The sequence below is a fragment of the Actinomadura xylanilytica genome (genome assembly GCF_030283145.1).
Lineage (GTDB): Bacteria > Actinomycetota > Actinomycetes > Streptosporangiales > Streptosporangiaceae > Spirillospora > Spirillospora xylanilytica.
Genome location: NZ_JASNWE010000001.1, coordinates 936,993 through 963,368, shown reverse-complemented (window position 1 = coordinate 963,368; position 26,376 = coordinate 936,993). Strand labels below are relative to the sequence as shown.

Genomic DNA, 26,376 nt, shown 5'->3' with positions numbered 1-26,376 from the left:
AGCTGCCCCTCACTCCCGGGACCGCCCGGCGCATACCTTCTGAAGTGCACACCCTCTGGTGAATGGCCCGCACGGAACTGGGATGGGAGCCCCGGAACCGTACGGTGCCCGGGGGCCGGTGGCGGACCTTCTTGGCGGGGGGCGGTCACCGGCCCTCACACCTGAGAGACGCGGGTTCAGGCGGGCGCCCCGTTGAGCGGCAGCCTGGCGCGGACGAGGGTGCCACCCTCCGGCCCCGGTCCCACGGTGCACGATCCGCCGAGTTCGGCCGCGCGTTCCCGCATGGACGACATGCCGATCCCCGAGCGGACCCCGGCGGGCACCCCCACGCCGTCGTCGCCGACGGTCACGTGCAGGTCCCCGTTGAGATGGAGCCGCACGACGGCCTTCCCCGCCTTCGCGTGGCGGTGCACGTTGGTGAGGGCCTCCTGGACGATGCGGTACGCCGCGACCTCCGCCGCCGCGGGCAGGTCGGCGAGGTCGCCGTCGACCTGCACGTCCACCCGGGGGCCGTCCTCGGTGGCGACCACCCCGCCGAGCGCCTCGATCGCCCCGGCGAGGCCCAGCTCGTCCAGCGCGGGCGGACGCAGCCCGTACACCAGCTCGCGGATGCCGCCGATGGTCTGCCCCATGGTGGTGCGCAGGCGCTCCAGCAGCGCGTCCGCGGCGGCCGGGTCGGTCTGCAACGTGATGCGGGCGGCGTCGACCGTCATCGCGAGGCTGGCCAGGGTGGGGCCGAGACCGTCGTGCAGGTCGCGGCGGAGCCGGCGCCGCTCCTCCTCGCGGGTGCGCAGGATCCGCTCGCGCGACCGCTGGACGTCGGCGGCGAGCCGCGCGGCGTTGGCCAGCTCGGCGAGGTTGCGGGCCAGGATGCCCGACAGTCGGGCGTCGGGGGTGCGGGTGACGCCGAACAGCAGCCGTCCCACCGGCTCGCCGTGCCAGACCAGCGGGACCAGGTGCGGCCCGTCGCCGAGCACGCCGTCCTCGGCGGACGCGGTGCGGCCCTCCCGGTCCAGCACCTCGATCACCACGCCGGTGGCGTGCAGTGCGGCCCGCGCGACCTCGGCGGCGACGGCCAGCGCGGCGGACGGGTCGGCGGCGGTCTGCAGGCGCCGGTTGAGCTTGTCGGCGATCCGGTACGGGTCGCGCTCGCTGTGCAGCAGCCCGTCCACGCCGCTCTGCAAGCGCCGCCGGGTGGGCTCGAACACCGCGCCCGCCCCGACGGCCCCGGCCAGCCCGGCGAGCGGGCCGTCGCCGGGGATCACCAGGCCGGCCGCGCCCGCCAGCGCGAAGTACACGCCGCTGAGCACCGCGATGAGCCCGGCGTAGACGAGGGTCCGGCCGACCACCACGTCGATGTCGTACAGCCGGTACCGGGTGATGGCGATCGCGATGCACACCGGCACCGCGGCGATGGTGATGTTGCGCAGCGGGTCCCCGATCGGGGTGGTCTCGCCGAAGTAGATGATCGCCTGGGCGAGCACGCCGGGGTAGATGACCCAGGCGATCTGCCTGCGCACGTCCGGCGGGGACCGCAGGAACCGGACGAACACCGACAGCAGCCCGAGGGCCAGGGTGCCGAGGATCGTCGCGCTGATTGCGAGCGGGATGTCCTGGAACGGATAGACCGAGACGCCGTTGTGGAACCGGCGCGCCCCGGGATCGACCGTCAGGTGCACGCAGACGATCACCGGCACGGCCAGCGCCACCGCCAGCACCGGCAGGAACCGGCGGGAGACCAGCCGCCCGTCCGGGAAGATCAGCGGCAGGACCAGGGTGAGCGCGAACGTGTCGACCGCCCACAGCCAGGTCCCGAGCCAGGTGAGGAGGCCCGCGCCGGGCCAGCCGCGCAGGTCGAACCAGGGGCCGAGGTTGAGGACCAGCACGTAGACGGCCGCGCTGGAGCCCGCCGCCAGCATCAGCCGGCCGACCCTCAGGCCGGGCCGGTGGCGCAGCAGCAGTGCGGCGACGGGTGACCAGAACACCGCGATCACGATCTCCGGATGCCACCACACCATCCGCCGCCCCGCGGGCAGCCAGAGACCGAGCAGCAGCGAGGCGGCGACGGCCGCGACCGCCGCCAGGGCGACCAGTGAGGATGCCCGGCCCGCCCTGCGCTCGTGCTCCGCCGTCTCCATGAGCTCTCCCCGAATCAAAAGTAATGGAATGTTAAAACGTCCAGGTGGCGGAGACCCAGGGGCACAACCGGATTCGGCCTCTCAAGCTGTCCGAAGTGGGCGGAAGAGACGGGAGTACTAGTGTGCCGTTCCCGGCGCGCCGCGGGCGTTTTCGGGCCTGCGGGAATGGGGGCGCGTCCCGTTCGCTGTCCTGAGGACCCAGGGGCGATCGCCTCAGGACGCAGGGACTCCGGCCCGCCGACACTTGCCCGGGGGCGGAGCGGCGCGCGGCGGGGCGGGACGGGGCGGGGAACGGGCGGATGACGTGGGGCGCGAGGGCCTCGAATCCTCTACAGGGGCGGATTCGGAGCACCGCGGGGCGTCGTGGAGATGGCGGCGGCCCGCCCGGAGCACACCGGGCGGGCCGCCATCGGCTCAGCGCGTGAGCCTGATCGAACAACGAAGCCGTCCGGGCCGGGCCGATCGGGCCGTGGGCCCTGGGGCCGGCCTGCTCGTGGGGCCGGTCAGGTCGCGAGGCTGGTCATGCTTGCGCGGGCGAGGGCCTGGATCCCGCGCCGGAAGTCGTCCGGGTCGACGTCGCCGAGGATGAGCCGCTGGAGCAGGAACCCGGGCAGCAGCCCGAACAGCAGCTTGCCCGCCGCGTCGGCGTCGGTGCCGGCGGGCAGCAGGCCGGCCTCGGTGAGCCGCCGGGCGTAGGCGATCCACGTCCCGCGCAGATTGCGGACGTTCTCCTCGACGTAGTGGCCGAGGCGGGGGTCGTAGAGCGCCAGCGCCCACGCCTGGGGCGCGAGCCGCAACGGGCCGTCCGGCCCGGAGAGCGAGACCATCTTGTCGGTGACCAGCCCGACGACCGTGTCGAGCGTGGGGATGGGGTCGCGGTTCACCAGGTCGGCGAGGAAGGTGTGCAGGTCGCTGATCACGGTCGAGGCGACGGCCTCGATGATCTCGTTCTTGCTCTTGAAGTAGCGGTAGACGGCACCGGCCGACAGGCCGCTCTCGGCGAAGATGTCCTGCATCGAGGTCTCGTGCAGGCCACGGCGGACGAAGCAGGACCGGGCCGCGTCCAGGATCTGCCGGCGGCGGCGCTCCAGGTGCTCTTCGCTGACTCGTGGCATCCGGTCAATATAAAACGAACGTCCGTTCTTGACAACTCGGCAGGCCGGTGGGACTCTGGCCGCAGGTAAAGAGAACGGACATTCGTTTTTTGGAGGCGGTCGTGCGGTCCTCATCCGCCGGGCGCGCCGTGGGCGTGGCCCTCGGCGCCGTGGTCCTACAGCTCCTGATGATCATCGCGTTCGGCTGGCCCGCCGCCAGGGTCGCGCCCCGCGACGTCCCGATCGCCGTCGCCGGCCCGCAGGCCGAGGCGGTCGCGAGCCGGCTCGACCGGGAGCGTCCCGGCGCGTTCGAGATCACCATCCGGGCGGACGAGGCCGCCGCCCGCGCGGACCTCACCGGCCGCGCCGCCTACGGCGCGATCGTCACCACGCCCTCGGGTCCGCGGGTCCTCGTCGCCTCGGCGGCCTCGCCGGTCGTCGCCCAGCTCCTCGGGCAGATGGCCGCCACGCTCGGCGGCGCCCCGGCGGCCCCCGTCCAGGACGTGGTGGCCACCGATCCCGACGACCCGCGCGGCTCGGGGTTCGGCGCCCTCGCGCTGCCACTGGTCATGTCCGCGCTCGCCGCCGCGGTGCTGTTCTCCTACGCCGTCCCCGCGATCGCCTGGCGCGCGGCCGGCCTGGCGACCTTCGCGGTCCTCGGCGGGCTGGCCGTGACCGCCCTGGCGCAGGGGTGGCTGTCGGTCCTGGAGGGGCCCTACCTCGGCGTCGCCGGGGTGATGGCGCTGACCATCCTCGCGGTCAGCGGCACCGTCGCCGGCCTGGCCGCGGTGCTCGGCCGGGCCGGGCCCGGCGTGGGCGCCCTCACCTTCCTGCTGGTGGGCAACCCGCTGTCCGGCGCGACATCGGCCCCCGAGCTGCTGCCGCAGCCGTGGGGGCTCATCGGCCAGTACCTCCCGCCCGGCGCGTCCGCGACCCTGCTGCGGTCGGTCGCTTTCTACGACGGCGCGACGCCGGCCGGGCCGCTGCTCGTCCTGACGGCCTGGGCCGTCGCGGGCCTGGCCCTGCTGGCCGCCGGCGCCGTCCGAGGCCGGGCGCAGAAGGCTCCAGCGGACGAGCGCCGTCCCGTCCTCGCCTGAGGGCGGACGCTTTTGGCGATCCCCCGGCGCGGAACGTCATGACTCAGTAGCATTCCGTGATCGCTCGTCGCTCGCGGGAGGGGACATGGCGGTGTTCCTGGCGCGGCGGCTCGCGTACTCCGCGGTGCTCGCCGTGCTGGGCGCCAGCCTCACCTACGTGCTCGCCGCGACCGCGCTCCGGCCCCGCGCCGGATTCGAGACGCGGACGCCCCGGCCGCCCGAGGCGGTCGTGCACGCCGAACTGCGCCGCCTCAACCTCGACGACCGCGTCCCCCTCGCCGTCCGCTACCGGACGTGGGCGGCGGGCGTCGTGCACGGCGACCTCGGCCACACCCGGCAGGACGGCCCGGTCGGCGCGGAACTGCGCCGCCGCGCAGGGGTCAGCGTCCGACTGCTGCTCCCCGGGACGGTCCTCGGCTGCGCGCTGGGCGTCCTGCTCGGCGCGTACGCGGCGGCGCGGCGCGGCCGGGCCGCCGACCGCGCCATCGTGGCCGGTTCGGCGCTGCTGCCGGCCGTCCCGGTGTTCGTCCTGGCGGTGCTGCTCCAGTTCGCGGCGGGCAAGGTCAACGACGTCACCGGCATGCGGATCTTCGAGTGGACCGGGGAGTCCTCGCCGGGCGCGGGCGGGCCGGCCGACCGGGTGCGGCATCTGCTGCTGCCGACGGTCACGATCGCGCTCTCCCAGGTCGCCCTCTACTGCCGCTACCAGCGCGGATTGATGCTCGACGTGCTGAGCGCCGAGCACATGCGCACGGCGCGGGCCAAAGGACTGCGGCGGCGGAGGGTGCTGCTGAGGCACGGGCTGCGCGTCGCGCTCGTCCCGATGACCGCCTACTCCGCCTACGCGTTCGGCCTGATGCTGGTCGGCGCCGCCTTCACCGAGAAGGTCTTCGGGTGGCACGGGCTGGGCGAGTGGCTGGTCGAGTCCATCGGTCATGGCGACGTCAACGCGGTGGCGGCGGTGGGCTCCCTCGCCGCCGGGACGGTCCTGCTGGCCGGGCTGGTGTCGGACGTGGTGCGCGGTGTCCTGGACCCGCGGACCCGAACGGCCGAGGTCGCGGCGGCGCCCACGACGGCGGCCCCATGACGAGCCCGCCGCGCGACGTCGTGACGAGTCCGCCGCTGAGCGCCACAAGGGGCGGCCTGCCCACGCGGGTGCTCGGCAGCAGACGTGCCGTGGCCGGGCTCGCACTGCTCGCCGCGCTCGTCGCGCTGGCCTTCGCCGGGCCGCTGGCGTCGCCGTGGGGCTGGGCCGACACCGACATCGCGGCGTTCTGGGAGCCGCCGTCGTCCGGGCACTGGTTCGGGACCACGCAGAGCGGACGGGACGTCTTCGCGCTCGTCCTGCGCGGCATGCGGAGGTCGCTGTTCATCGGCCTCGGCGTCGCGGCGCTGGCCACCGGCCCGGCCGCCGTGGTGGGGATGGTCGCGGGGTACGCGGGCGGCTGGGGCGACCGCGTCCTGATGGGCGGCGCCGATCTGCTGCTCGTGCTGCCGCCGGTCCTGGTCGCCGCCGTGCTGTCCCCGGCCCTCGGCTCCGGCGGCCCCGCGCTGGTCGTGCTGCTGGCGGCGTTCATGTGGACCGTCACTGCCCGCTCCGTCCGGGCGATGACGCTCTCGCTGCGCGAACGGGAGTTCGTGCTGGCGGCGCGGTTCCTCGGGGCGACCGCGCCGCACGTGATCGTCCGGCATCTGCTGCCGCACCTGGCGTCGCTACTGGTGGCGGACGCGAGCCTCAACGTCGGAGCCGCGATCGTCGCCGAGAGCGGGCTGGCCCACCTCGGCCTCGGCGTCCGGCCGCCCGACGTCTCCCTCGGCACGCTTGTCGCCGACGGCGGCGGCACGGCGACCACCCACCCGTGGCCGTTCGGGTTCGCCGCCGGGATGCTGGCGCTGATCGTGCTGGCGGTGAACCTGCTCGGCGACGGGCTGCGCGACGCGCTCGATCCGGCGGACGCCCGGTGAACGTCCGGGTCCGCGAACTGCTGAAGGGAATCGACGAGATGGACCCGTGCGTCCGGCCGGTGAGAACGCGCCGCCGACCGTTGGTCGTGGCCGCGGTCCTGTGCGCGGCGGCGGCCGCGGGTGGCGGTTGCAGCGGCGCGGCCTCTACGGGCGAGGCCGGGACCGGCCCGTCCGGACGGCTCCCCGCCTACGACGTCAACCCCACGCCGCGCGAACGCGTCCGCAGTGGCGGGACGCTCCGGTGGCCGCTGCCCGAGTTCCCCACGCAGTGGAACTTCTTCCACGTCAATGGAGGCACGGGTGTGGTCGACCGCGTCGTCCAAGGGCTGCTGCCGTACCTCATGCGCGCGGACGAGAAGGCCGTACCGCATCCCGTGCCGGACTACCTGCTGTCGGCACGGGCGACCCGGACGGGGGCGAACCAGGTCGTCACGTACCGGATGAACCCCCGGGCGCGGTGGTCGGACGGCAGGCCCATCGGCTACCGCGACCTGGCCGCCCAGGCGCACGCCCTGTCGGGACGGGACCCGCGCTACCAGGTGTCCACCGACGTCGGCTACCGGCAGATCCGGCGGGTCGAGCGGGGGGCGGACGACCAAGAGGTGAGGGTGACGTTCGCCGGGACCTACGCGGACTGGCGGAGCCTGTTCAGCCCGCTCTACCCGGCCGCGGCCACCTCCGACCCCGCGGCGTTCAACACGGGCTGGCTCGATCGGATGCCGGTCACCGCCGGGCCCTTCAAAGTGCAGCGGATCGACCGGACCGCCGAGACCGTCACCGCCGTCCGCGACCCGGCCTGGTGGGGACGGGCCGCCAAACTCGACCGCATCGTCTACCGCGCCCTGGACAGCGGCGCGGTGCCCGGCGCGTTCGCCAACGGCGAGATCGACCTGATGGACGTCGGCGTCGACGCGGGTGCACTGCGGCGGGCCGAGCGTGCTCCGGGCACGGTCGTCCGCAGGGCGGGCGGGCCGGACTGGCGGCATTTCACGTTCAACGCCGCCGGGCCCGTGCTCTCAGACGTGCGCGTGCGGCGGGCCGTCATGCTGGGCATCGACCGGCGGACCCTCGTCCGGTCCGATCTGACCGGTCTCGGGCTGACCGCGGAGCCCCTCGGCAACCACTTCTACGTCAACACCCAGGAGGGCTACCGCGACAACTCCGGTGAGTACGGCGGTTACGACCCGGCACGGGCGCGGCGGATGCTGGACGAAGCGGGCTGGCCACCGCACGGCAGGTACCGGGAGAAGGGCGGGCGGACGCTGGCGCTCCGGTTCGTGGTGCCCGCCGGGGTGCCCGGCGGCAAGCGGGAGGGCGAGCTGTCCCGGGCGCTGCTGGAGCGGATCGGCGTCCGGCTCGACATCCGCCCGGTACCGGGGGACGACCTGCTCGCCCGGTACGTCACGCCCGGCGACTTCGACATCGTGCCGTTCTCCTGGCTGGGCACCTCGTTCCCGGTGTCGCCGCTGCGGTCGGTCTTCGCCCGGCCGAGCGGCGGCCGGATCCGGCAGAACTACTCGCGATCGGGGACGGCCGCCATCGACGCCGCGCTGGACCGCGCCATCGCCGAACCCGACCCGGTGCGGGCCCGGCGCCTGGTCAACGCCGCGGACGGTCTCATCTGGCGGCATGCGACCGTCCTGCCGCTCTACCAGCGCCCGCAGCTCGTCGCCACCCGGCGTGGCCTGGCCAACCTGGGAGCCTGCGGCTTCTACCAGCCCGGCTACGAGAACATCGGCTTCACCAGGGGCTGACCCTGCGCCGCCGACTCCGGGAAGTTCACGCGGGGCACGGCAGCCGGGGACGGCAGCCAGCTAGGGCCTGTCTCAAAGTGCCTCGGCCGTCGGCGAGCGCGTTATCTGGCCGGTGGGGCGAAGCCGGAGGCGAGCCCCACCGGCCAGATCGCGAAGCGATGTCGCGCTCGCCCAAGCACGGTCGGCGTCCGAGCCCTAGGCGAGGACGCCGGGCCGGGCGTTGAAAACACAGCCGCCAGGCGAGGACGCCGGGCCGGGGTTCTGAAATACGGCCTAGGAGCCTGCGGGTCAGGGGAAGGCGATCTCGACGCCCTTGCGGTCGCTGGTGAAGCGGGCGTCCCACACGTAGAGCTTGAGGTCGGCGGCGTCGAGGCCGTCCTTGACCGGCAGGTCGGCGGCGATCCGCACCAGGTAGGACGCGCCGGCGGGCATGAGCTTCTCGCCGTCCTCCTCGATGGGCGCCTTGGAGCCGTTCAGGCGGGCGGTGACCTCGCTGTGGTTGGGCAGGGTGCACATGTGCTCGGGGATGCCCGGCTGCGGCATGCAGCGCTCGCGGGCCGAACCCGGCACCTGGGAGAGCGGCACGAACAGGTCGGAGGGGAAGTCGAGCAGTACGGGCCGCCGCTGGTTGTTGGTCAGCACGTAGTCGGCGTAGGCGTAGCTCGACCCGGACGGCGGCGGGGTGCTGCCGCTCAGCGGGCGCGCGTCGGTGCCGGTCTTGACGGCGGAGAGGTCGTAGCCGTAGCCCTCGGGGGTGGTGAAGCTCTGCGCGGGGCCGCCCTTGGGGGCGGCGGCCACCGAGAGGCCGCCCGTCCCACCGACCTGACTCGTCAGGGACGGCGGGGTGGACCCGCCGCCGTCCGAGGTGTGCCGGACCACCATGATGCCGCCGGCCACCGCCGCGATCCCGAGGACCCCGGTGAGGGCGCCGGCCAGGCCGAGCCTGCCCGCGCTGTGCTTCTTGCGGCGGCGATGTGAACGGTGGCTGTTGGACATGGTCGCTCTCCGTGCTCCCTCGGGCCTCTCCAGGCTCAGTAAGCGCGCCCTGCCTGCGGGGCTCGACACAATACATGACGCCCGGATCGGTGGTGCAGGGGTGTCCCCCAAGGGGAAAAGGACGGAAATGGCAGGTCAGGGCCTTACGAAGCGCTGCCGAGGGCCTGACGGACCGCTGCCGTCCGTGCTGCCGCCCGGGGCTCTCCGGCGGGTCAGCGCGGCGGCGCCGAGGCCCCGCAGCGAGGCGTCCAGGACCTCCGCCGTGTGCGCGACGGCGATGGTGGCGCCCTGCCTGCCGAGCGCCGTGGCGATCTGCATCGAGCAGCCGGGGTTGGCCGCCACGAGCACTTCGGCGCCCGTCGCGCGGACGCCGGCGGCCTTGAGGTCGCCCAGCTCGGACGCGGCCTCCGGCTGGAGCACGTTGTAGGTCCCGGCGGACCCGCAGCACAGCTCGGGGCCGTCGACCTCACGCACGGTCAGCTCGGGGATCCCGGCCAGCAGCGCCCGGGGCTGGCTCCGGATCCCCTGCGCGTGGGACAGATGGCAGGCGTCGTGGTAGGCGACGCTGACCGGAAGCGGCCGCCGTTCCGCGCGGGGCCCCAGCTCCACCAGGAACTCGGCCAGGTCACGGGTCTTCGCGGACAGTGCCTCGGCCCGGCGCGCCCACGCGGGGTCGCCGCCCAGCAGCGTCCGGTACTCCTTCATCGCCGACCCGCAGCCCGCCGAGTTCACCACGATCACGTCGACGGCCTCGAACGCCTCGACGGTGCGGCGCGCGAACGCGCGGGCCTCGTCCTCTCGTCCGGCGTGCAGGGAAAGCGCGCCGCAGCAGCCCTGCGACTTGGGGATGACGACGTCGCAGCCCTCAAGGGCCAGCACGCGGGCGGTGGCCGCGTTGACACCGGGGAAGAACTCGCGCTGGACGCATCCGGTGAGCATCCCCACCGTGGCCCTGCGGCCACCTCGCGCCGCGACCCGTTCCGGTAGCCGGGGCGCACGTCCCAGCGGCGGCGCGAGCCGTTCCATGGCGGCGAGGGACGGAGAGATGCGCTCCAAGAGGCCGGTGCGCCGGACGAGGCGGTCAAGCCCGGTCCACTGGTACGCGCGCAGGGGAGCGCGAAGCGCCCGCAGGCGCCTCGGGTACGGGAACGTCCGGAAGACGGCCTCGCGGATGACCCGTTCCCTGGGCGAACGCGGATGCTCCTGTTCGACCTCCGCCCGGGTCATCTCGATCAGCCGGTCGTACTGCACGCCGGACGGGCAGGACGTCACGCACGCCATGCAGCCCAGGCAGCGGTCGAAGTGCTCGACCATCGCGCCATTGAGCGGAGCGCCGTCGGCGTGCTGCTGCATGAGGTGGATGCGTCCGCGCGGGGAGTCCATCTCCTCGCCCCAGAGCACGTACGTGGGACAGGTCGGCAGGCAGAACCCGCAGTGCACGCACTCACCGAGCAACTGGGGGAGCAGTTCGGGGGCCTCTGCCGAGGAAGCCGGCTGCTCGGGGGACTCGTCCGGCGCGGTCATCAGATCCCTCCCACGAAACGGCCGGGGGACAGGCGGTGCCCCGGGTCGAACTGGTCCTTGACCTGGCGCATCAGTTTCGCGGCAGGCACCGGCCCCCAGAAGTCGATCGCGGCGCGCACGTCCGCAGGGGCGTAGCAGACCACCGCAGAGCCGCGGTGTCTGGCGAGGCCCTCCCGCAGCCCGGCGATGATGGCCGCAGCCTTGTCCGGTGCGGTCTCAGCGGGAAGACCGACGTAGCCGCGTCCGATGGCGCTCCATGTGGCCGTCAAGGCGTCCGCACCGATTTCGGTCAGGAGGTGCGTGAGCGAGGTGGGGGGAGCGGTGACGTCGAGGAGAGTGGTGCCGTCCGGGTAGAGGCCCCACCCTTCAGGCGGCTCTTCGCAGACCTGTGCGTCTGGGCCGAGCAGAGCCGTCGCTTGGGCGGTGCGTGCCGTCACGCCCTCCGGGACGCCCTCCAGCAGGACACCCACCGTGCAGGAGGGCGGTGTGGGAGCGAGGACCTCGATCGCACTGGGTGCGATGGGCGAGTGCAACAGCGACTGGACGGCCTCGTGCGCCTGCGCGGCCCCGGTGACCGGGCAGGTGACGTACGCGTGGGCGGCCGGCACCGGGTGCAGGCGGAACGTGGCCTCCACGATCAGCCCCAGCGTGCCGGACGAGCCGCAGAACAGCCGCCCCAGGTCGTACCCCGCGACGTTCTTGACGACCTTGCCGCCGGACCGGGCGACCTCGCCGTCCGCGCGGACCACGGTCAGCCCGATCACCAGATCGCGCGGCGACCCGTACAGCAGCCGCAGCGGCCCGGCCGCCGCCGCCGCGATCGTCCCGCCGACCGTCGACCCGGGCAGCGGACGGTCGAGGGCGAGCCGCTGGCCGCGCGCCGCGAGCGCGGCGGCCAGCTCGTCCAGCGCCAGCCCCGCCTCGGCCGTGACCACCAGGTCACCGGAGGCGTGCTCGACGATCCGGGCCAGCCGGTGCGTGTCGACCAGCAGATCGCAGCGGTCCGGCGGCGTCCCCCAGTCGAGCCGGGTCTCCGCGCCGCGCGGGACGACCGCCAGCCCGTGCTCGGCGGCGACCCGCATCACCCCGGCCGCCTCCGCCGCCGTCGCGGGCGCGGCCACCAGGCCCGGGACGACGCCGAGCACGCCCTCCTCGGGCGCGCCGGGCCGCACATCGCCGCAGACCTCCGCCAGGGCGTCCAGAGGGCGCATCAGAACAGGTCCGCCTTTCCCTCGTACGGGTGGGGCCCCTTGCGCACGCCCGGGACCTCGCCGCACAGACGCGGTGTGGGGAACACCTTGCCGGGGTTGCAGAGCCCCGCCGGGTCGAATCCGCAGCGGACCATCTGCATGGTGTCCAGATCGGTCTCGGTGAACATGCGGGGCATGTAGCGCGACTTGTCGACCCCGACCCCGTGCTCCCCGGTGATCGACCCGCCGTGCTCGATGCACAGGTCGAGGATCTTGCCGGAGACCTCCTCGGCGCGCTCGGCCGCGCCCGGCTCGGCGTCGTCGAAGAGCACGAGCGGATGCAGGTTGCCGTCGCCCGCGTGGAACACGTTGGCGACCCGCACCCCCGACGCCGCCGACAGCGCGTCGATGCTCGCCAGCACCCGGGGCAGCGAGGTGCGCGGGATCACGCCGTCCTGCACCAGGTAGGCCGGGCTGATCCGGCCCATGGCGGCGAACGCCGACTTGCGGCCGGTCCAGATCAGCGCGCGCTCAGCGTCGTCCGCGGCCACCCGGATCTCGAACGCGCCGGCGTCCCGGCACAGCCGCTCGACCTCGGCGAACTGGTGCGCCACCTCACTCTCGGGGCCGTCCAGCTCCACGATGAGCACCGCGCCCGCGCCGGGCGGGTACTCGCAGCGCACCGCGGCCTCGGCGGCCTCGATGGACAGCGCGTCCATCATCTCGATCGCGGCCGGCAGCACCCCGGCGCCGATGATCGCCGAGACCGCGCCGCCGCCCGCCTCGATCGAGCCGAACGCGGCCAGCAGCGTCCGCACCGCCTCGGGCGACCGGGTGAGCCGCACCGTGATCTTGGTGGCGATGCCGAGCGTGCCCTCCGCGCCGACGAAGACGCCGAGCAGGTCGTAGCCCGGCCCGTCCGCGGCCAGCTCCACGATCTCGCCGTCCGGCGTGACGACCTCGCAGGACAGCACGTGATGCGCGGTGAAGCCGTACTTGAGGCAGTGCGCGCCGCCGGAGTTCTCGGCCACGTTGCCGCCGACCGAGCAGATCTGCTGGCTGGAGGGGTCGGGCGCGAAGTGGTAGCCGTCCGCGCGGACGGCCCGCGTCACGTCCAGGTTGATCACGCCAGGCTCGACGACCGCGCGCCGGTTCGGGATGTCGATCTCCAGGATCCGGCGCATCCGGGACGTGACGATCAGGACCCCGTCGGTGCGGGGCAGGGCGCCGCCCGACAGCCCCGTCCCGGACCCGCGCGCCACGTACGGGACGCCCGCCGCCGCGCAGTCGCGGACGATCTGCGCGATCTGCTCCGCCGTGTCCGGCAGGACGACCAGCCCCGGCGACGCCCGGTGGCTGGTGAGGCCGTCGCACTCGTAGGTGCGCAGTCGCACCGGATCGGTGATCACGGAATCGGGTCCCAGCAGCCGGCCGAACCGTCCGGCCAGCCGTGCGAGTCCTTCGCTCATCTCCCACCTTCCGAGAGCCGGCGCCGGGGCCGGTCCCTACCGCGTCACGGCATCTGCTCGTACGCCGGGGTCGTCAGGAACTCGGAGTACTCGTCCGCCAGCGTGACCTCCTTGAAGAGCGTCACGGCCTGGTCGTAGCGCGGCTCGTTGAACGCCGGCCCGAGGTCGGCGCGGATGCCGGCCAGCTCCTCGTCCAGGATCCGCTCGACGAACTCCTTGGTGACCTTCCGGCCGTCCTTCAACTCCACCCCGTTGTTGATCCACTGCCACACCTGGGACCGCGAGATCTCCGCGGTGGCCGCGTCCTCCATGAGGTTGTGGATCGCGACCGCGCCCGCACCGTCCAGCCAGGTGGCCAGGTAGCGCAGCGCCACGTCCACGTTGCCGCGCAGGCCCGCCTCGGTGATGTCGCCCGGCGTGGCCTTGACGTTGAGCAGGTCGGCGGCCGACACCGTGACGTCCTCGCGGAGCCGCTCGCGCTGGTTCGGACGGTCGCCGAGCACGCCGTCGAACACCTCGCGGCAGATCGGCACCAGGTCCGGGTGGGCGACCCAGGACCCGTCGAACCCGTCGCCGGACTCGCGGGTCTTGTCGGCCCGCACCTTCTCCAGCGCGACCTTGTTGACCGCCTCGTCCCGGCGGGACGGGATGAACGCGGCCATGCCGCCGATCGCGTGCGCGCCGCGCTTGTGGCAGGTGCGCACCAGCAGCTCGGTGTAGGCGCGCATGAACGGGGCGGTCATGGTGATCGCGTTCCGCTCGGGCAGCACGAAGTCGCGGCCCCGGTCCCGGAACTTCTTGATCACCGAGAACAGGTAGTCCCAGCGGCCCGCGTTCAGCCCCGCGGAGTGGTCGCGCAGCTCGAAGAGGATCTCCTCCATCTCGAACGCGGCCGGGATCGTCTCGATCAGCACCGTCGCGCGGATCGTGCCGCGCGGGATCTCCAGGACGTCCTGGGCGAGGTTGAACGCGTCGTTCCACAGCCGCGCCTCGAGGTGGCTCTCCATCTTCGGCAGGTAGAAGTAGGGGCCCCTGCCCTTCTCGAGCTGCCGCCGCGCGCTGTGGAACAGGTACAGGCCGAAGTCGAACAGCGACCCCGACATCGGCGCGCCGTCGATGAGGACGTGCTTCTCCTCCATGTGCCAGCCGCGCGGGCGGACCACGATGGTGGCCAGCTCGCCGTCCTCCTTGAGCGCGTAGGACTTGCCGCTCTTGGGGTCGGTGAAGTCGATCGTGCGGTCGAGGGCGTCCCGCAGGTTGAGCTGCCCCTCGACCATGTTGTTCCACAGCGGGGTGTTGGCGTCCTCGAAGTCGGCCAGCCACACCTTGGCGCCCGAGTTGAGCGCGTTGATCGTCATCTTCCGGTCGGTCGGGCCGGTGATCTCGACCCGGCGGTCCTCCAGGCCCGGCGCCGGCGGGGCGACCCGCCAGGTCTCGTCCGCCCGGACGGTGGCGGTCTCCGGGAGAAAGTCCAGCGTCCCGCCCGCGGACAGCCGCTCCTGGCGCGCGGCGCGGGCCGCGAGCAGTTCCGTGCGCCGGGCGCCGAGCTCGCGCTGGAGGGCGGCGAGGAGGCTGAGCGCCTCGGGCGTCAGGATCTCGTCGTACCGGTCCTGGAGGGGACCGGTGACCTCGATGCCTTCGAGTGCAGCCATCTGCGCGCCTTTCGTATAGCGAAATTCGACTTCTGTTATGTGGAGAACGCTACTCGGCGATGCTCGGCCCGGTCAAAGGGGCCCGTCCCACGAGGTGCGGCCGGTACCCGGGCCGCCGAGCCCGTCACGGGCATGCCCCCGAGACCGGCGGATAATCGGAGTGACCAGCGCCGACGGGCGTGAGACGATCGCGGGAAGAGACAGCCGCCCCGCGGCGTTTATCAGAGGACATATGACTCAACCTTTCTCCGCAGACCACAGTCCGGACGAGCTGGAACTCCGCCGCCAGGCCCGAGAGGCCCGCGACCCGCACGGGCCGCCCGGGTCCCGCGAACCCGCCGAGGACGAGCCCATGACCGGGGAACTCGATCTCGAGGAACGCCGGGCACTGCGCCGCGTCGCCGGGCTGTCCACCGAACTCACCGACGTCACCGAGGTCGAGTACCGCTCCCTGCGGCTCGAACGGGTCGTCCTCGTCGGCGTCTGGACCGAGGGCACGGCCGAGACGGCCGAGAACTCGCTGCGCGAGCTGGCCCTCCTCGCCGAGACCGCCGGATCCGAGGTTCTCGAAGGGCTCGTCCAGCGCCGCAGCCGTCCCGACCCCGCCACCTACATCGGCTCGGGCAAGGCCGCCGAGCTGCGCGACGTGGTCATCGCCACCGGCGCCGACACCGTCATCTGCGACGGCGAGCTGGCCCCCGGCCAGCTGCGGCACCTGGAGGAGACCGTCCAGGTCAAGGTGATCGACCGGACCGCGCTGATCCTCGACATCTTCGCCCAGCACGCCAAGAGCCGCGAGGGCAAGGCACAGGTCGAGCTGGCCCAGCTCGACTACCTGATGCCGCGGCTGCGCGGCTGGGGCGGCAACCTGTCCCGCCAGGTCGGCGGGCGCGCCGCCGGCGGCGTCGGCATCGGCGGGCGCGGGCCCGGTGAGACCAAGATCGAGCTGGACCGGCGCCGGATCCGTACCAGGATGGCCAAGCTGCGCCGCCAGATCGCCGAGATGTCCAAGTCGCGCGACACCAAGCGGGGCGAGCGGCGGCGCAACGCCGTCCCGGCGGTGGCCATCGCCGGCTACACCAACGCGGGCAAGTCGTCCCTGCTCAACCGGCTCACCGGCGCCGGCGTGCTGGTGGACGACGCGCTGTTCGCCACGCTCGACCCGACCGTGCGCCGGGCCGAGACCCCGGGCGGGCGCACCTACACGCTGGCCGACACCGTCGGCTTCGTCCGGCACCTGCCGCACCAGCTCGTCGAGGCGTTCCGCTCCACGCTGGAGGAGGTCACCGACGCGGGGCTGGTCCTGCACGTCGTCGACGGCTCCGACGCCGACCCCGAGGCGCAGATCGACGCGGTCCGCGAGGTGTTCCGCGAGATCGGGGCCGACCGGATCCCCGAGATGATCGTCATCAACAAGGCCGACGCGGCCGACGACCTGTCCATCGCGCGGCTACAGCGGCGCGAGCCGAACAGCGTGGTGGTCTCGGCCCGCACCGGATCCGGCATCGAGGAACTGCGCGCCGCCATCGACGCGCGGCTCCCCGGCCTCGAGTGCGAGGTCCGCGCGCTGGTCCCCTACGAGCGCGGCGACCTGGTCGCGCGCGTCCACGAGTGGGGCGAGGTGCTCAAGCAGGAGCACACCCCCGAGGGCACCGCGCTGCACGCCCGGGTTCCGGCCGGTCTGGCGGACGAGCTGCACCCGTACGAGGATCTGGCCCCGGCCACCTGATCCGCCCGCGCCGTGGGGGCCGTCCGCCGGACGGCCCCCACGACGTTCCCGGACCGGGTTCCGGACTGGCCGAATTGCAAAATGCGGTCCCATAGTGGCCGCCGAACGGTGACAGGTTCCCCATTCCGCTTGACGGCTCCCTGGGATTCCGTACGGTCGTATAGCTAAGGGCGGGGTGATGGCGTCGATGCGCTACGACCAGAGGGTGCGCGGATTAATGAGTGATCTGCGCAATTCGTCCTGCCCGCCGGTCGGGGCCGGCGCGCGACCCGCCCGGAGCCCCGTGGTCCAGGGCTCCGGAACTATCCCAGGAGGAGGCGCGTTCGTCGGTCAGAGGTTGTCGGCCGGGCCTCCAGTGCACTACCGTGACGAAACCGATATCTCCGGTCTCGTTGCTCGTGGTGATCAGCCGATCACCCGCCCCTTCAACGATGAATCGCCGGCACCCAGTCGGCGTTTCGGATCGAGAGCAGGTGGCCTTCTCCATGGCGTCCGGTACAGCGCCGTACGGCGCGTTGTTCCACCCAGGTCGGTGACCAGATGACGGTTCGGCTGTTGACGAACATCGGCAGGCTCTGGACGGGCACCGACGTATGCAGCAACGCCGCCGTTCTCATCCACGACGATCGGATCGTCTGGGCCGGGCCCGCGTCGGACCTGCCCCAGAGCGTCCCCGGCATCATCGATGACATCGTCGACGTCGACCACGTGGAGAACCTCGGCGGCGGCCTGGTCACCCCGGGCCTCATCGACGCCCACTCGCACCCGGTCTACGCCGGCAACCGCTGGGCCGAGCTCGCCATGCGCACCTCCGGTTCGTCGCACTCGGCGATCACCGCGGCGGGCGGCGGGGTCAACTCCACCGTGACCGTCACCCGCGGCACCGACCCCTGGACGCTGTGCAACGGCGTCCGCGAACGGCTCCGCCAGTGGATTCTCGCGGGCACCACCACCGTCGAGGCCAAGACCGGCTACCACCTCACCCGCGACGGCGAACTCGCCGACATCCGGCTGCTGCGCTCCCTCGAGGGCGAGCCCTCGATGCCGCGCATCCACGCCACCTTCCTCGCCGCGCACATCCTGCCGCCCGAGTTCTTCGGCCGCCGCCGCGACTACATCGAGGCCGTCCGCACCTGGGCCGGCGACGCCGCCGCCGCGGGCGCCGACAGCATCGACGTGTACTGCGACGAGGGCCACTTCACCGCCGAGGAGGCCCGCGCCCTGCTGCTCACCGGCAAGCGCGCCGGGCTCAAGGCCCGCATGCACGCCTGCGCCAACGAGCGCATCGGCGCGGCCCAGGTCGCCGCCGAGGTGGGCTGCGCCTCCGCCGACCTGCTCACCCAGGCCAACGACGACGACATCAAGGCGCTGGCGCACGCCGGCGTCACCGCGACCGTCTGCCCCGGCAGCGCCCTCAACAGCGCCCGCCCACCCGCACCGGTCCGCGCGATGCTCGACCGCGGCGTCACCGTCGCCCTCGGCACCGACCACAACCCGGGCCAGTGCGGCATCACCTCGATGCCGCTGGTCATCGGCCTGTCGGTCGCGATGTTCGGGCTCAGCGTCACCGAGGCCCTGCGCGCCGCGACCCTCGGCGGCGCCGCCGCCCTCCGCGTCGGCGACCGAGGCTCCCTGGCGCCGGGCATGCTCGCCGACATCGTCCTGTGGGACGCCGACCACGAAGGTGCGTTCGCCTGGGCCTTCGGCCTCCGCGCCCTGCGCGTGTGGCGCGGCGGCGTCCCCGTCCAGCCCTGACCGTCTCCGCCGGCCCATCGGCTCGCCGCGCCGGTGGGCCGGCGAGGGCGTCATGAGGGCGTTACATGCCGATACGTCATGGTCACTCCGTGACCGGGACGGAGGAGTAATCTCCCCCTCATGGGCAGTGTGGTCGCGGTCGTCACCGATTCCACCTCCTACCTTCCCGCCGAACTGGCCGGACGGCACGGCCTCACCGTCGTGCCCATGCAGATCGCGGTGGGCGGCACCGTCCGGGACGAGGGCGACGTCACCACCGGCGAGGCCGCGCGGGCACTGAAGGACCGGCGCCCCGTCACGACCTCCCGCCCCGCGCCCGAACGGTTCGCCGGCGTCTACCGGGCGCTGGCGGACGCGGGCGCGGCTGCTGTGGTGTCGGTCCACCTGTCGGCCGCGATGTCGGGCACCGCCCAGGCCGCCCGGCTCGCCGCGGAAGCGGCACCGGTGCCGGTACGCGTCGTCGACACCGGCACGATCGGCCTCGGCCTCGGCTTCGCCGCCCTGTCGGCCGCCGCGGCCGTGCTGCGCGGCGCCGGCGCGGATGAGGCCGCGGAGGCCGCGACCCGCCGGGCCGACCGGTCACGGTCGCTCTTCTACGTCGACACCCTCGAACACCTGCGCCGCGGCGGGCGGATCGGCGCCGCCGCCACGCTCCTCGGGTCCGCGCTCATGGTCAAGCCGCTGCTCGGCATCGCGGACGGCCGGATCGCGCCCCTGGAGAAGGTCCGCACGTCCGCGCGGGCGCTCGCCCGGCTGGAGGAGATCGCGGTCGCCGAGGCGGGGGACCGCAGAGTCGACCTCGGCGTCCAGCACCTGGCCGCCGCCGCCCGCGCCGAGTCCCTCGCCGTCCGCCTGCGCGCTCGGATCCCGCACGTCGTCGACGTCTACGTGGGCGAGGTCGGCCCGGTCATCGGCGCCCACGTCGGACCCGGCATGCTCGGCGTCGTGATCGCCCCGCAACCCTGACTCCCGCACCCGCCTAGCTCTCTGACCTGCGACGTAGCAGAGTTATCCACATTTCTCGCGGGTACTGTCGGAGCGGATCGCGCCCGCCTAGCGTCGGACGGTATGAGGTTCACCCAGCGTCACGACATCGGTGCCGACCGGCTGCGACCGCTCATGGACCGGCTCTCCGGGCGCCCGAGGCCGCCCGGTCCGCTCGACGGGGGCACGGCCGACGACCCCACGCCTCCCATGGCCCGGCTGCGCTCGGGACCCGAGCCGCCCGGCATCGAGATCCCACGGTCGCGATTCGATCCGGGCTGGAGCGGAGCGCGCGCCCTCATGCTCGTCGCGGTGATCGCCGCAGTCGTCGCGGTCGGCTACCTGTGGCTCGCGCGCCCCCGGCCGCAGCCGGTCGCGCCGGTCGCGATGACCGCCTCGCCCATGGTGTCCCTCAGCCCCGCGGCCTCCCTCCGCGCGTCCACCTCCCCGGCCGCCTCTCAGGCCGGGGGCACGGTCGTCGTGCACGTGCTGGGCAAGGTCAGGCATCCCGGTGTGATCTCCCTGCCCGGCGGGGCACGGGTCGCCGAAGCGATCAAAGCGGCCGGCGGCGTCCGGCCGGGCACCGGAACGGGCTCGCTCAACCTCGCCCGCAAGGTCGTCGATGGTGAGCAGATCCCCGTGGGCATCCGCCCGCCTCCGGGCACCGTCCAGCCCCCCGGCGCCGGAGCCGGCGCCGCGTCAGCGGGCCCGGGCGCCGCCGCGGGCACGCCCGTGGACCTCAACAACGCGAGCGCCGCACAGCTCGACCAGCTCCCTGGGGTCGGTCCCGTCCTCGCCCAGCGCATCGTCGACTACCGAACCCAGCACGGCGCCTTCCGCTCCGTCGACCAACTCCAGGAGGTCAGCGGCATAGGCAGCCGCCGCTTTGCCGACCTGAAGTCCATGGTGCGGGTATGACCGGTCCTCGCACCTCCGATTACGACCACGACCACGACCACGACCCCGGACATGACCTGAGACTGATCGGCCCGGCATCGGCCGTCTGGCTGGCTGCAGCCGCCGCCATCGGCGCAGGCGCCGCAGTGGCCTTCGCCATCGCCGCCGCCGGTGCCATAGCAGCAGTCCTCCTCCTCTTCGCCCGCCGCCCCGTCCGCCTCCAGCGCCGCCCCTCCCGACAGGGCCCGCATCACCCACCACCACCCGAGTCAGACCGACCCGAGCCCGGCCCACCCGAGCCCGGCCCACCCGAGCGGCACGCACCTGAGTCGGCTCTGCCTGAGCAGGGGCAGGGGGTGTTCGAGCCGAGTCCAGACGAGTCGGGGCGCTCCGAGCCGGGTGAGTGTGAACCGGGACACCAGGGCGCGCGATCGCCGGGGACTCGTGACCGGCGCGAAGGGCGCGGGGGTGGGCGGCCCTCGCCGTCGCGGCTCCTGCTCGGGACGGTCGTCGCCTGCGCGGCGGCGTCGGCGGCGGGGGTGGGGTTCCGTGCCTCCGCCGTGGAGTCGGGGCCGGTCCGTGAGCTCGCTCGTGCCGGGCATCGCGCGTCGGCCGAGGCCGTCGTCACGGGGGATCCCCAGACGAAGCGGGGACGGGCGGGACCGGTGATCCTCATCCGGGCGCGCGTGGAGGCCGTGCTCGAGCCGGGACGGCGGACCGAGGTCCGTGTGCCGGTGCTGCTGATCGCGTCCGACCGGCGCTGGCTCGAACTGCTGCCCAGCCAGCGGGCCCGCCTCAACGGGAGATTCGGCACACCCCGGAGCGCCGACCTCCTGGCCGCCGTGGTGGTCGTGCGCGGGCCACCGTCCGTCCTCGGGCCGCCCTCGCCCCTCCAGCGCGCCGCCGAGACGGTTCGCGCGCGGCTGCGCCGGTCGGTGGACCGGCTTCCCGCCGATCAGCGCGGAGTGCTGCCCGGCATGGTCGTGGGCGACACGTCCCGGATCGATCCGGATCTCGCCGAGGTCTTCCGCACCGCCGGGCTCACCCACCTGCTGGTCGTGTCCGGCGCGAATCTGGCGATCGTCATCGGCGCGGTGCTGGGGTTGTGCCGGTTCGCCGGCCTGGGACGGCGGCGGGCCCCTCCGGTGGCCGTGCTCGCAGTGCTCGCCTTCGTCGTGGTGGCGCGTCCCGAACCCAGCGTCCTGCGGGCCACGGTGATGGGGTTGATCGGCCTGCTGGCGCTGTTTACCGGCCGGCGGCGCCAGGGGCTGCCCGCGCTGGCCGCGGCCGTGCTGCTGCTGGTGCTGATCGACCCGACGCTCGCCCGCTCCTACGGATTCGCGCTGTCGGTCCTGGCGACAGGAGGGCTGCTGGTCCTCGCGCCACCATGGCAGGAGCGGCTGCGCCGCCGATTGCCCGGCCCCTTGGCCGACGCCCTGGCGGTCGCGGCTGCCGCTCAGGTCGCCGTCGCGCCCGTTCTGGTGATGCTGTCCGGCGAGGTGGGCGTGGTGTCGGTGGCCGCCAACCTGCTGGCCGCACCCGCAGTGGCCCCGGCCACCCTGCTCGGCGCGCTGGGCGCCGTGACCGCGCTGGTCTCGCTCCCGCTGGCCCGGCTGGTGGTGTGGCCCGCGGGGCTGGCCGTGGCGTGGGTCGTGTGGATCGCTCGCACGGCGGCCAGGCTCCCGTACGCCACCATCCCCTGGAAGGGCGGCGGGCTCGGGGCCGTGGCGCTGCTCGCCGCCGCTGTCGTGGCGGTCCTCATCCTGCGCAGCCGACGGTTGCGCCTGGTCGCGGTGGCGGCGATGGCCGGTGTCCTGATCGCGGTCGTCGGATTGCGGCTGCTCGCTCCCGGATGGCCACCACCCGGCTGGGCACTGGTCGCCTGCGATGTCGGCCAGGGGGACGCTCTCGCCCTGGCGGCCGGTCCGGGCCGCGCGGTCGTGGTGGACACCGGTCCCGATCCACGGCTCGTCGAGGGCTGCCTGGAACGGCTCGCCATCCGGGACGTGCCGTTACTGGTCCTCACCCATCCCCATGCGGATCACGTCGACGGAGTCGCCGGCGTCAGGAGCCATCGAGCCGTCCACGCCGTCCTGACCACCCCGCGCGGCCCCGGCCGCGAGGCCAGGTTCACCTCCGGCCTGGTCGTCCGGCAGGCGCTCACCGGCCAGCGCTGGAGCGTCGGCGACCTGACCCTCTCGGTGCTGGGCCCGCTGTCGGCGGGCCCACGCCTGGCCCCCGGCGACGACGGGACCACGGTGAACGACGCCAGCGTGGTGCTGGTCGCCCGCCGTCCGGGATTCAGCGCACTGCTCGCGGGCGACGTCGAGGCCGACGCGCAGCGGGCGCTGGCCGGCAGCGTGCCCGCCGTCCAGGTGATCAAAGTGCCGCACCACGGCTCCCGCAGCCAGGATCCGGCCTTCCTCGCCGCCGCGCACGCCTCGGTCGCGCTCATCTCCGTCGGCCGCGACAACGACTACGGCCACCCCGCGCCGTCGACGGTCGACCGCCTGCGAAGTCTCGGATCGCGTGTCCACCGCACCGACCAGGAGGGCGACGTCGCGGTGGTCCGCACGACGGGCGGCCTGTCCGTCGTCCCCCGCCGATGAGACGGCGCGATCAGGGGGCGCGGCGTGGCATGCTTCAGGAGTGCCAGCCGATCCCATCACCCTGATCGTCGGAGACGAAGAGCTGCTCGTGGACCGGGCGATCGCCGACATCGCCGCGTCCGCGCGCGCCGACGACCCCGAGACGGAGGTGATCGACCTGGCCCCCGGCGGACTGGAGCCCGGCCGGATCTCCGAGCTGACCTCGCCGTCGCTGTTCGGCGGCGGCAAGGTCCTGGTGCTGCGGGCCGCGCAGGACCTCGGCAAGGACCTCTCGGCCGAAGTGCTCAGGTACGCCCGGACGCCCGCCGCCGACGTCGCGCTGGTCGCGGTGCACCACGGCGGGGCCAAGGGCAAGGCGCTGGTGGACGGCCTGGGCAAGCTGGGCGCCCGCAAGATCGCCTGCCCCAAGGTCACCAAGATGGGGGAGCGGATCGACTTCGTCCGCGCCGAGATCCGGCGGCACGGCGGCAAGATCTCCACCGACGGCGCCCGCGGGCTGCTCGACGCGGTCGGCAACGACCTGCGCGAGCTGGCCGCCGCGTGCAGCCAGCTCGTCGCCGACACCGGCGGCAAGGTGGACGACGCCGCGGTCGCCCGCTACTACCGTGGACGCGCCGAGGTCAGCGGTTTCGCCGTCGCGGACAAGGCGATCGAGGGCCAGCTCGCCGAAGCCCTCGAACAGCTGAGATGGGCGCTCGCGACCGGCGTCGCACCGGTACTGATCGTCAGCGCGCTCGCCCAGGGGGTCCGCGGCCTGGCCAAGGTGGGCGGTGCCCCACGTGGCGCCCGCGGCGCGTCCCTGGCCAAGGACCTCGGCATGCCGCCATGGAAGGTCGACCGGGTGCAGCGCCAGCTCCGCGGCTGGTCCGGCGAGGGCGTCGCCCGCGCGATCACCGCGGTGGCCGAAGCGGACGCCCAGGTCAAGGGCGGCGCCGCTGACACCGCCTACGCGCTGGAGAAGACCGTCGCCGACATCGTCACCGCCCGCGCAGCCCGCTGACCGGAGGCTCGATCCGCTGACCACCCGCGTGATCCGCCGACCGTTGGCTGTGGTGTCGGGTGCTGCCGATGTGGGGCCGGCCGGGTCAGGGGAGTTGGGCGCGGACTGTGGCGAGGAGGTTCCGTACCAGAGGGTCGCCGGTGCGGTCGGGGAGGTGGAGGGCGTGGTACTGGACGAGGGGGAGGTCGGTGATCGTCCTCTGGACGAGGCCGGGGGGAGGGCGGACGCAGCCGTTGACGACCGCGAGCCCCACGCCCAGTGACACGAAGTGCAGCAGCAGAGGCCAGCCCGCGGCCTCCACCGCCACCGACCAGGGGACCTGGGCCGCGCGCAGGGCGCGTTCCAGGGTGATTCGGTGCGGGCCCCAGGGCGGGGGCACCACCAGGGACGAACCGGACAGGTCGGTGAGCCTCAGGTGCGGGCGGGCGGCCAACGGGTGGTCCTCGGGCATCACCAGGACCTGTGGGTACGCGGCCAGCGGTACCGCGTGCAGGTCGGCGGGCAGGACGTCGAGGACCGCGACGCCGAGGTCGGCGCGGCCGGTGCGGACGGCGGTCAGCGTCTTGGCTCGGTCGCCGTTGATCAGACGGGGCCGGGGGACGGCCCGGACGACGTCGCCGAGCAGGTAGAGGTAGGCGCCCTCACCGGCGGCCAGGACGGGTACGCGGGACGGGGAGGTGCCGTGGATCTCGGCGAGGAACGCGGCGACGCGGCCGTCGAGCTCGCGGGCGAAGCGGGCCACGGCCTCGCCCTCGGGGGTGAGCCCCAGCCGGCGGCCCTCGCGCCGGTACAGCGGACGGCCCAGTGCGGCGGCGAGCTTCTGCACCTTGACGTGCAGGGCCGGCTGGGAGATGTGCAGTTCCGCGGCGGCCCGGGTGAAGTTGAGGTGGTCGGCGAAGACGGCGAACGAGGCCAGCGCGTCGGTGGACACCCTGGCCAGATCCATAGGCGTGGACTATAGCCCACGGGTCGATGCATAGTTCAGTTTGAGCAGCGGGGACGTCAGCCTGAACACATGAACATCGACCAGCTCCGGCTCGGCGTCGATTTCGGGCGGGTCATCCACGGCGGGCCGCTCGTGCACGGCGGCGCCGACACCGTCTTCCTGGACGGCGACGAGGAGGAGGCGCTCCGCTCGCCGGCCACGGAGGGCGTGTACGAGGTCCTCCCCGAGCTCGTCGCGGCGTTCGGCGGGCGGGCCTGGATCATCTCCAAGTGCGGGGACCGGGTGCGGCGGCGGACGCTGGCCTGGCTCGACCACCACGACTTCTACGCGCGGACCGGGATCCCGCGCGGCAACGTGCGGTTCTGCCGCAAGCGGGCGGAGAAGGCCGGGCACTGCGCCGGGCTCGGCATCACCCACATGATCGACGACCGGGTGGACGTGCACCGGGCGATCCGGGAGATCGTCCCGTACCGGTACCTCTTCGGCCCGCAGAAGCGTCCGGCGCCGGACTGGGTGCGCAAACCCCGGACGTGGGCGGAGGCCGGGGAGCTGATCAGCGCAGATATTCGGCCGGCACCGCGTCCACCAGCCACACGCCGTTCGCGCTGACCTGGAACCGGTGCCCCGCGGCGGCCATCCCGGCGGCGTCCACGACGAGCACGACGGGGCGTCCGCGGCGGGCGCCGACGCGCCGCGCCGTCTCCCGGTCGGGGGACAGGTGGACGGCGTGACGGTCCATGCGGCGCAGGCCGTCGCGGTGGATCGCCTCCAGCGCCTCCTGGACGGTGCCGTGATAGAGGAGCGGCGGGGGCGGGCTCGGCGGGAGGTCCAGCTCGACGGCCACGGAATGGCCCTGGCTGGCGCGGATCCGGAGGCCCGCGGCGTCGAAGGCGTACCGCCGCTTGTCGTTGCGGGCGACGACGTGCTCGAGCTCGGCGCGGGTGAAGGGGAAGCCGTGCGCGGCGGCGCGGCGCAGCAGCTCGTCGACGTCGGCCCAGCCGCCGCCGTCGAGGGTGAGGCCGATCCGCTCCGGCCGGTGCCGCAGGTGCTTGGCGAGATACTTGGAGATCTTCACCAGGCGGCGCCGGTCCATGCTCACCGCGTCACCCCGGACCGGACGCGGGCAACGCGACGGAGCCGCGGCCCCGAGGGACAGCGGCTCCGTCGCGGAAACGCGTTGGTCTCAGCCGGCCTGAAGTGCGGCGGCGCGCTTGGCGATCGCCGACTTGCGGTTGGCCGCCTGGTTCTTGTGGATGACGCCCTTGCTGACCGCCTTGTCGAGCTTGCGGGCGGCGTTCCGCTGCGCGGCGACGGCGTCGTCGACATTGCCCGCCTCAGCGGCCTCGCGGAACTGGCGGATCGCCGTCTTCAGCTCGGACTTCACGGCCTTGTTGCGCAGCCGAGCCTTCTCGTTCTGCTTGTTCCGCTTGATCTGGGACTTGATGTTAGCCACGTCGTAGTGCCTCAGCCTTGGTTGCGATCCTCGCCTGCCCTCAGCGCGGGGCAGGCTCCAACGAACGGTTTAACGGGGCGGTCGATGCCCCGAGGCACGACGGTACGCCACACGCAGACGCACA

General features: G+C 73.6%; 21 protein-coding genes. 11 read left to right on the top strand and 10 right to left on the bottom strand.

Features of this window, described 5'->3' with window-relative positions; translation table 11 throughout:
• Positions 1–176: 176 nt before the first annotated feature.
• Both QP090_RS04535 and QP090_RS04530 read right to left on the bottom strand, forming a co-directional pair.
• Positions 177–2,138, bottom strand: a complete 1,962-nt coding sequence (locus QP090_RS04535) for a sensor histidine kinase (RefSeq protein ID WP_285937179.1) — start codon at positions 2,136–2,138, stop codon at positions 177–179.
• A gap of 503 nt (positions 2,139–2,641) precedes the next feature.
• The gene (locus QP090_RS04530; protein ID WP_285937178.1) at positions 2,642–3,253 is read right to left on the bottom strand and encodes a TetR/AcrR family transcriptional regulator; all 612 of its coding nucleotides are present in this window, start codon (positions 3,251–3,253) and stop codon (positions 2,642–2,644) included.
• Between the two features lie 101 nt (positions 3,254–3,354).
• Here QP090_RS04530 and QP090_RS04525 point away from each other — a divergent pair, with 101 nt between their 5' ends.
• From QP090_RS04525 to QP090_RS04510, 4 genes are all read left to right on the top strand, one after another.
• Positions 3,355–4,329, top strand: a complete 975-nt coding sequence (locus tag QP090_RS04525; protein WP_285937177.1) for a hypothetical protein — start codon at positions 3,355–3,357, stop codon at positions 4,327–4,329.
• Positions 4,330–4,414: 85 nt separating this feature from the next.
• Positions 4,415–5,416 carry an ABC transporter permease gene (locus QP090_RS04520; RefSeq protein WP_285937176.1) on the top strand — a complete coding sequence of 334 codons (1,002 nt, stop codon included), beginning with the start codon at positions 4,415–4,417 and terminating at the stop codon, positions 5,414–5,416.
• Positions 5,413–6,294: an ABC transporter permease gene (locus QP090_RS04515; protein WP_285937175.1), complete on the top strand. Its 882-nt coding sequence runs from the start codon at positions 5,413–5,415 to the stop codon at positions 6,292–6,294. The genes QP090_RS04520 and QP090_RS04515 overlap by 4 nt, the downstream gene beginning before the upstream one ends.
• On the top strand, positions 6,291–8,048 hold the full coding sequence (locus QP090_RS04510) for an ABC transporter family substrate-binding protein (protein ID WP_285937174.1): 1,758 nt from the start codon (positions 6,291–6,293) through the stop codon (positions 8,046–8,048). Before QP090_RS04515 ends, QP090_RS04510 begins: the two co-directional genes overlap by 4 nt.
• Before the next feature lie 288 nt (positions 8,049–8,336).
• On the opposite strand, the gene QP090_RS04505 is transcribed toward QP090_RS04510, so the two are convergent.
• From QP090_RS04505 to aceB, 5 genes are all read right to left on the bottom strand, one after another.
• Positions 8,337–9,044: a hypothetical protein gene (locus tag QP090_RS04505; protein WP_285937173.1), complete on the bottom strand. Its 708-nt coding sequence runs from the start codon at positions 9,042–9,044 to the stop codon at positions 8,337–8,339.
• 135 nt (positions 9,045–9,179) lie between these two features.
• On the bottom strand, positions 9,180–10,568 hold the full coding sequence (locus QP090_RS04500; RefSeq protein WP_285937172.1) for a (Fe-S)-binding protein: 1,389 nt from the start codon (positions 10,566–10,568) through the stop codon (positions 9,180–9,182).
• Positions 10,568–11,779 carry an FAD-binding oxidoreductase gene (locus QP090_RS04495; protein WP_285937171.1) on the bottom strand — a complete coding sequence of 404 codons (1,212 nt, stop codon included), beginning with the start codon at positions 11,777–11,779 and terminating at the stop codon, positions 10,568–10,570. The genes QP090_RS04500 and QP090_RS04495 overlap by 1 nt, the downstream gene beginning before the upstream one ends.
• Positions 11,779–13,227, bottom strand: coding sequence for an FAD-linked oxidase C-terminal domain-containing protein (locus tag QP090_RS04490; protein ID WP_285937170.1), 1,449 nt, complete (start codon positions 13,225–13,227; stop codon positions 11,779–11,781). The genes QP090_RS04495 and QP090_RS04490 overlap by 1 nt, the downstream gene beginning before the upstream one ends.
• Before the next feature lie 44 nt (positions 13,228–13,271).
• Positions 13,272–14,879 carry a malate synthase A gene (gene aceB, locus QP090_RS04485; protein WP_285937169.1) on the bottom strand — a complete coding sequence of 536 codons (1,608 nt, stop codon included), beginning with the start codon at positions 14,877–14,879 and terminating at the stop codon, positions 13,272–13,274.
• Positions 14,880–15,111: 232 nt separating this feature from the next.
• Here aceB and hflX point away from each other — a divergent pair, with 232 nt between their 5' ends.
• From hflX to holA, 6 genes are all read left to right on the top strand, one after another.
• Positions 15,112–16,608, top strand: a complete 1,497-nt coding sequence (hflX, locus tag QP090_RS04480; RefSeq protein WP_432763007.1) for a GTPase HflX — start codon at positions 15,112–15,114, stop codon at positions 16,606–16,608.
• A gap of 540 nt (positions 16,609–17,148) precedes the next feature.
• A complete protein-coding gene (hutI, locus tag QP090_RS04475) occupies positions 17,149–18,363 on the top strand; it encodes an imidazolonepropionase (protein WP_285937168.1) in 1,215 nt (404 codons plus the stop codon).
• Between the two features lie 120 nt (positions 18,364–18,483).
• Entirely contained in the window at positions 18,484–19,329 is an 846-nt protein-coding gene (locus tag QP090_RS04470) for a DegV family protein (protein WP_285937167.1), read from the top strand.
• A gap of 102 nt (positions 19,330–19,431) precedes the next feature.
• A complete protein-coding gene (locus QP090_RS04465) occupies positions 19,432–20,265 on the top strand; it encodes a ComEA family DNA-binding protein (protein ID WP_285937166.1) in 834 nt (277 codons plus the stop codon).
• Positions 20,266–20,909: 644 nt separating this feature from the next.
• A complete protein-coding gene (locus QP090_RS04460) occupies positions 20,910–22,853 on the top strand; it encodes a ComEC/Rec2 family competence protein (RefSeq protein WP_285937165.1) in 1,944 nt (647 codons plus the stop codon).
• 40 nt (positions 22,854–22,893) lie between these two features.
• On the top strand, positions 22,894–23,853 hold the full coding sequence (gene holA / locus QP090_RS04455) for a DNA polymerase III subunit delta (protein ID WP_285937164.1): 960 nt from the start codon (positions 22,894–22,896) through the stop codon (positions 23,851–23,853).
• Between the two features lie 85 nt (positions 23,854–23,938).
• Here holA and QP090_RS04450 read toward each other — a convergent pair whose 3' ends face one another.
• Complete coding sequence (locus tag QP090_RS04450; RefSeq protein WP_285937163.1) at positions 23,939–24,799, bottom strand: LysR family transcriptional regulator; 861 nt, start codon at positions 24,797–24,799, stop codon at positions 23,939–23,941.
• Positions 24,800–24,868: 69 nt separating this feature from the next.
• Between QP090_RS04450 and QP090_RS04445 the strand changes: the two genes are divergently transcribed.
• Positions 24,869–25,408, top strand: coding sequence for a hypothetical protein (locus QP090_RS04445; protein ID WP_285937162.1), 540 nt, complete (start codon positions 24,869–24,871; stop codon positions 25,406–25,408).
• On the opposite strand, the gene QP090_RS04440 is transcribed toward QP090_RS04445, so the two are convergent.
• Both QP090_RS04440 and rpsT read right to left on the bottom strand, forming a co-directional pair.
• A complete protein-coding gene (locus QP090_RS04440) occupies positions 25,353–25,892 on the bottom strand; it encodes an RNA 2'-phosphotransferase (protein ID WP_285938570.1) in 540 nt (179 codons plus the stop codon). The genes QP090_RS04445 and QP090_RS04440 overlap by 56 nt on opposite strands.
• Before the next feature lie 90 nt (positions 25,893–25,982).
• A complete protein-coding gene (gene rpsT, locus QP090_RS04435; RefSeq protein WP_285937161.1) occupies positions 25,983–26,252 on the bottom strand; it encodes a 30S ribosomal protein S20 in 270 nt (89 codons plus the stop codon).
• Positions 26,253–26,376: the final 124 nt, after the last annotated feature.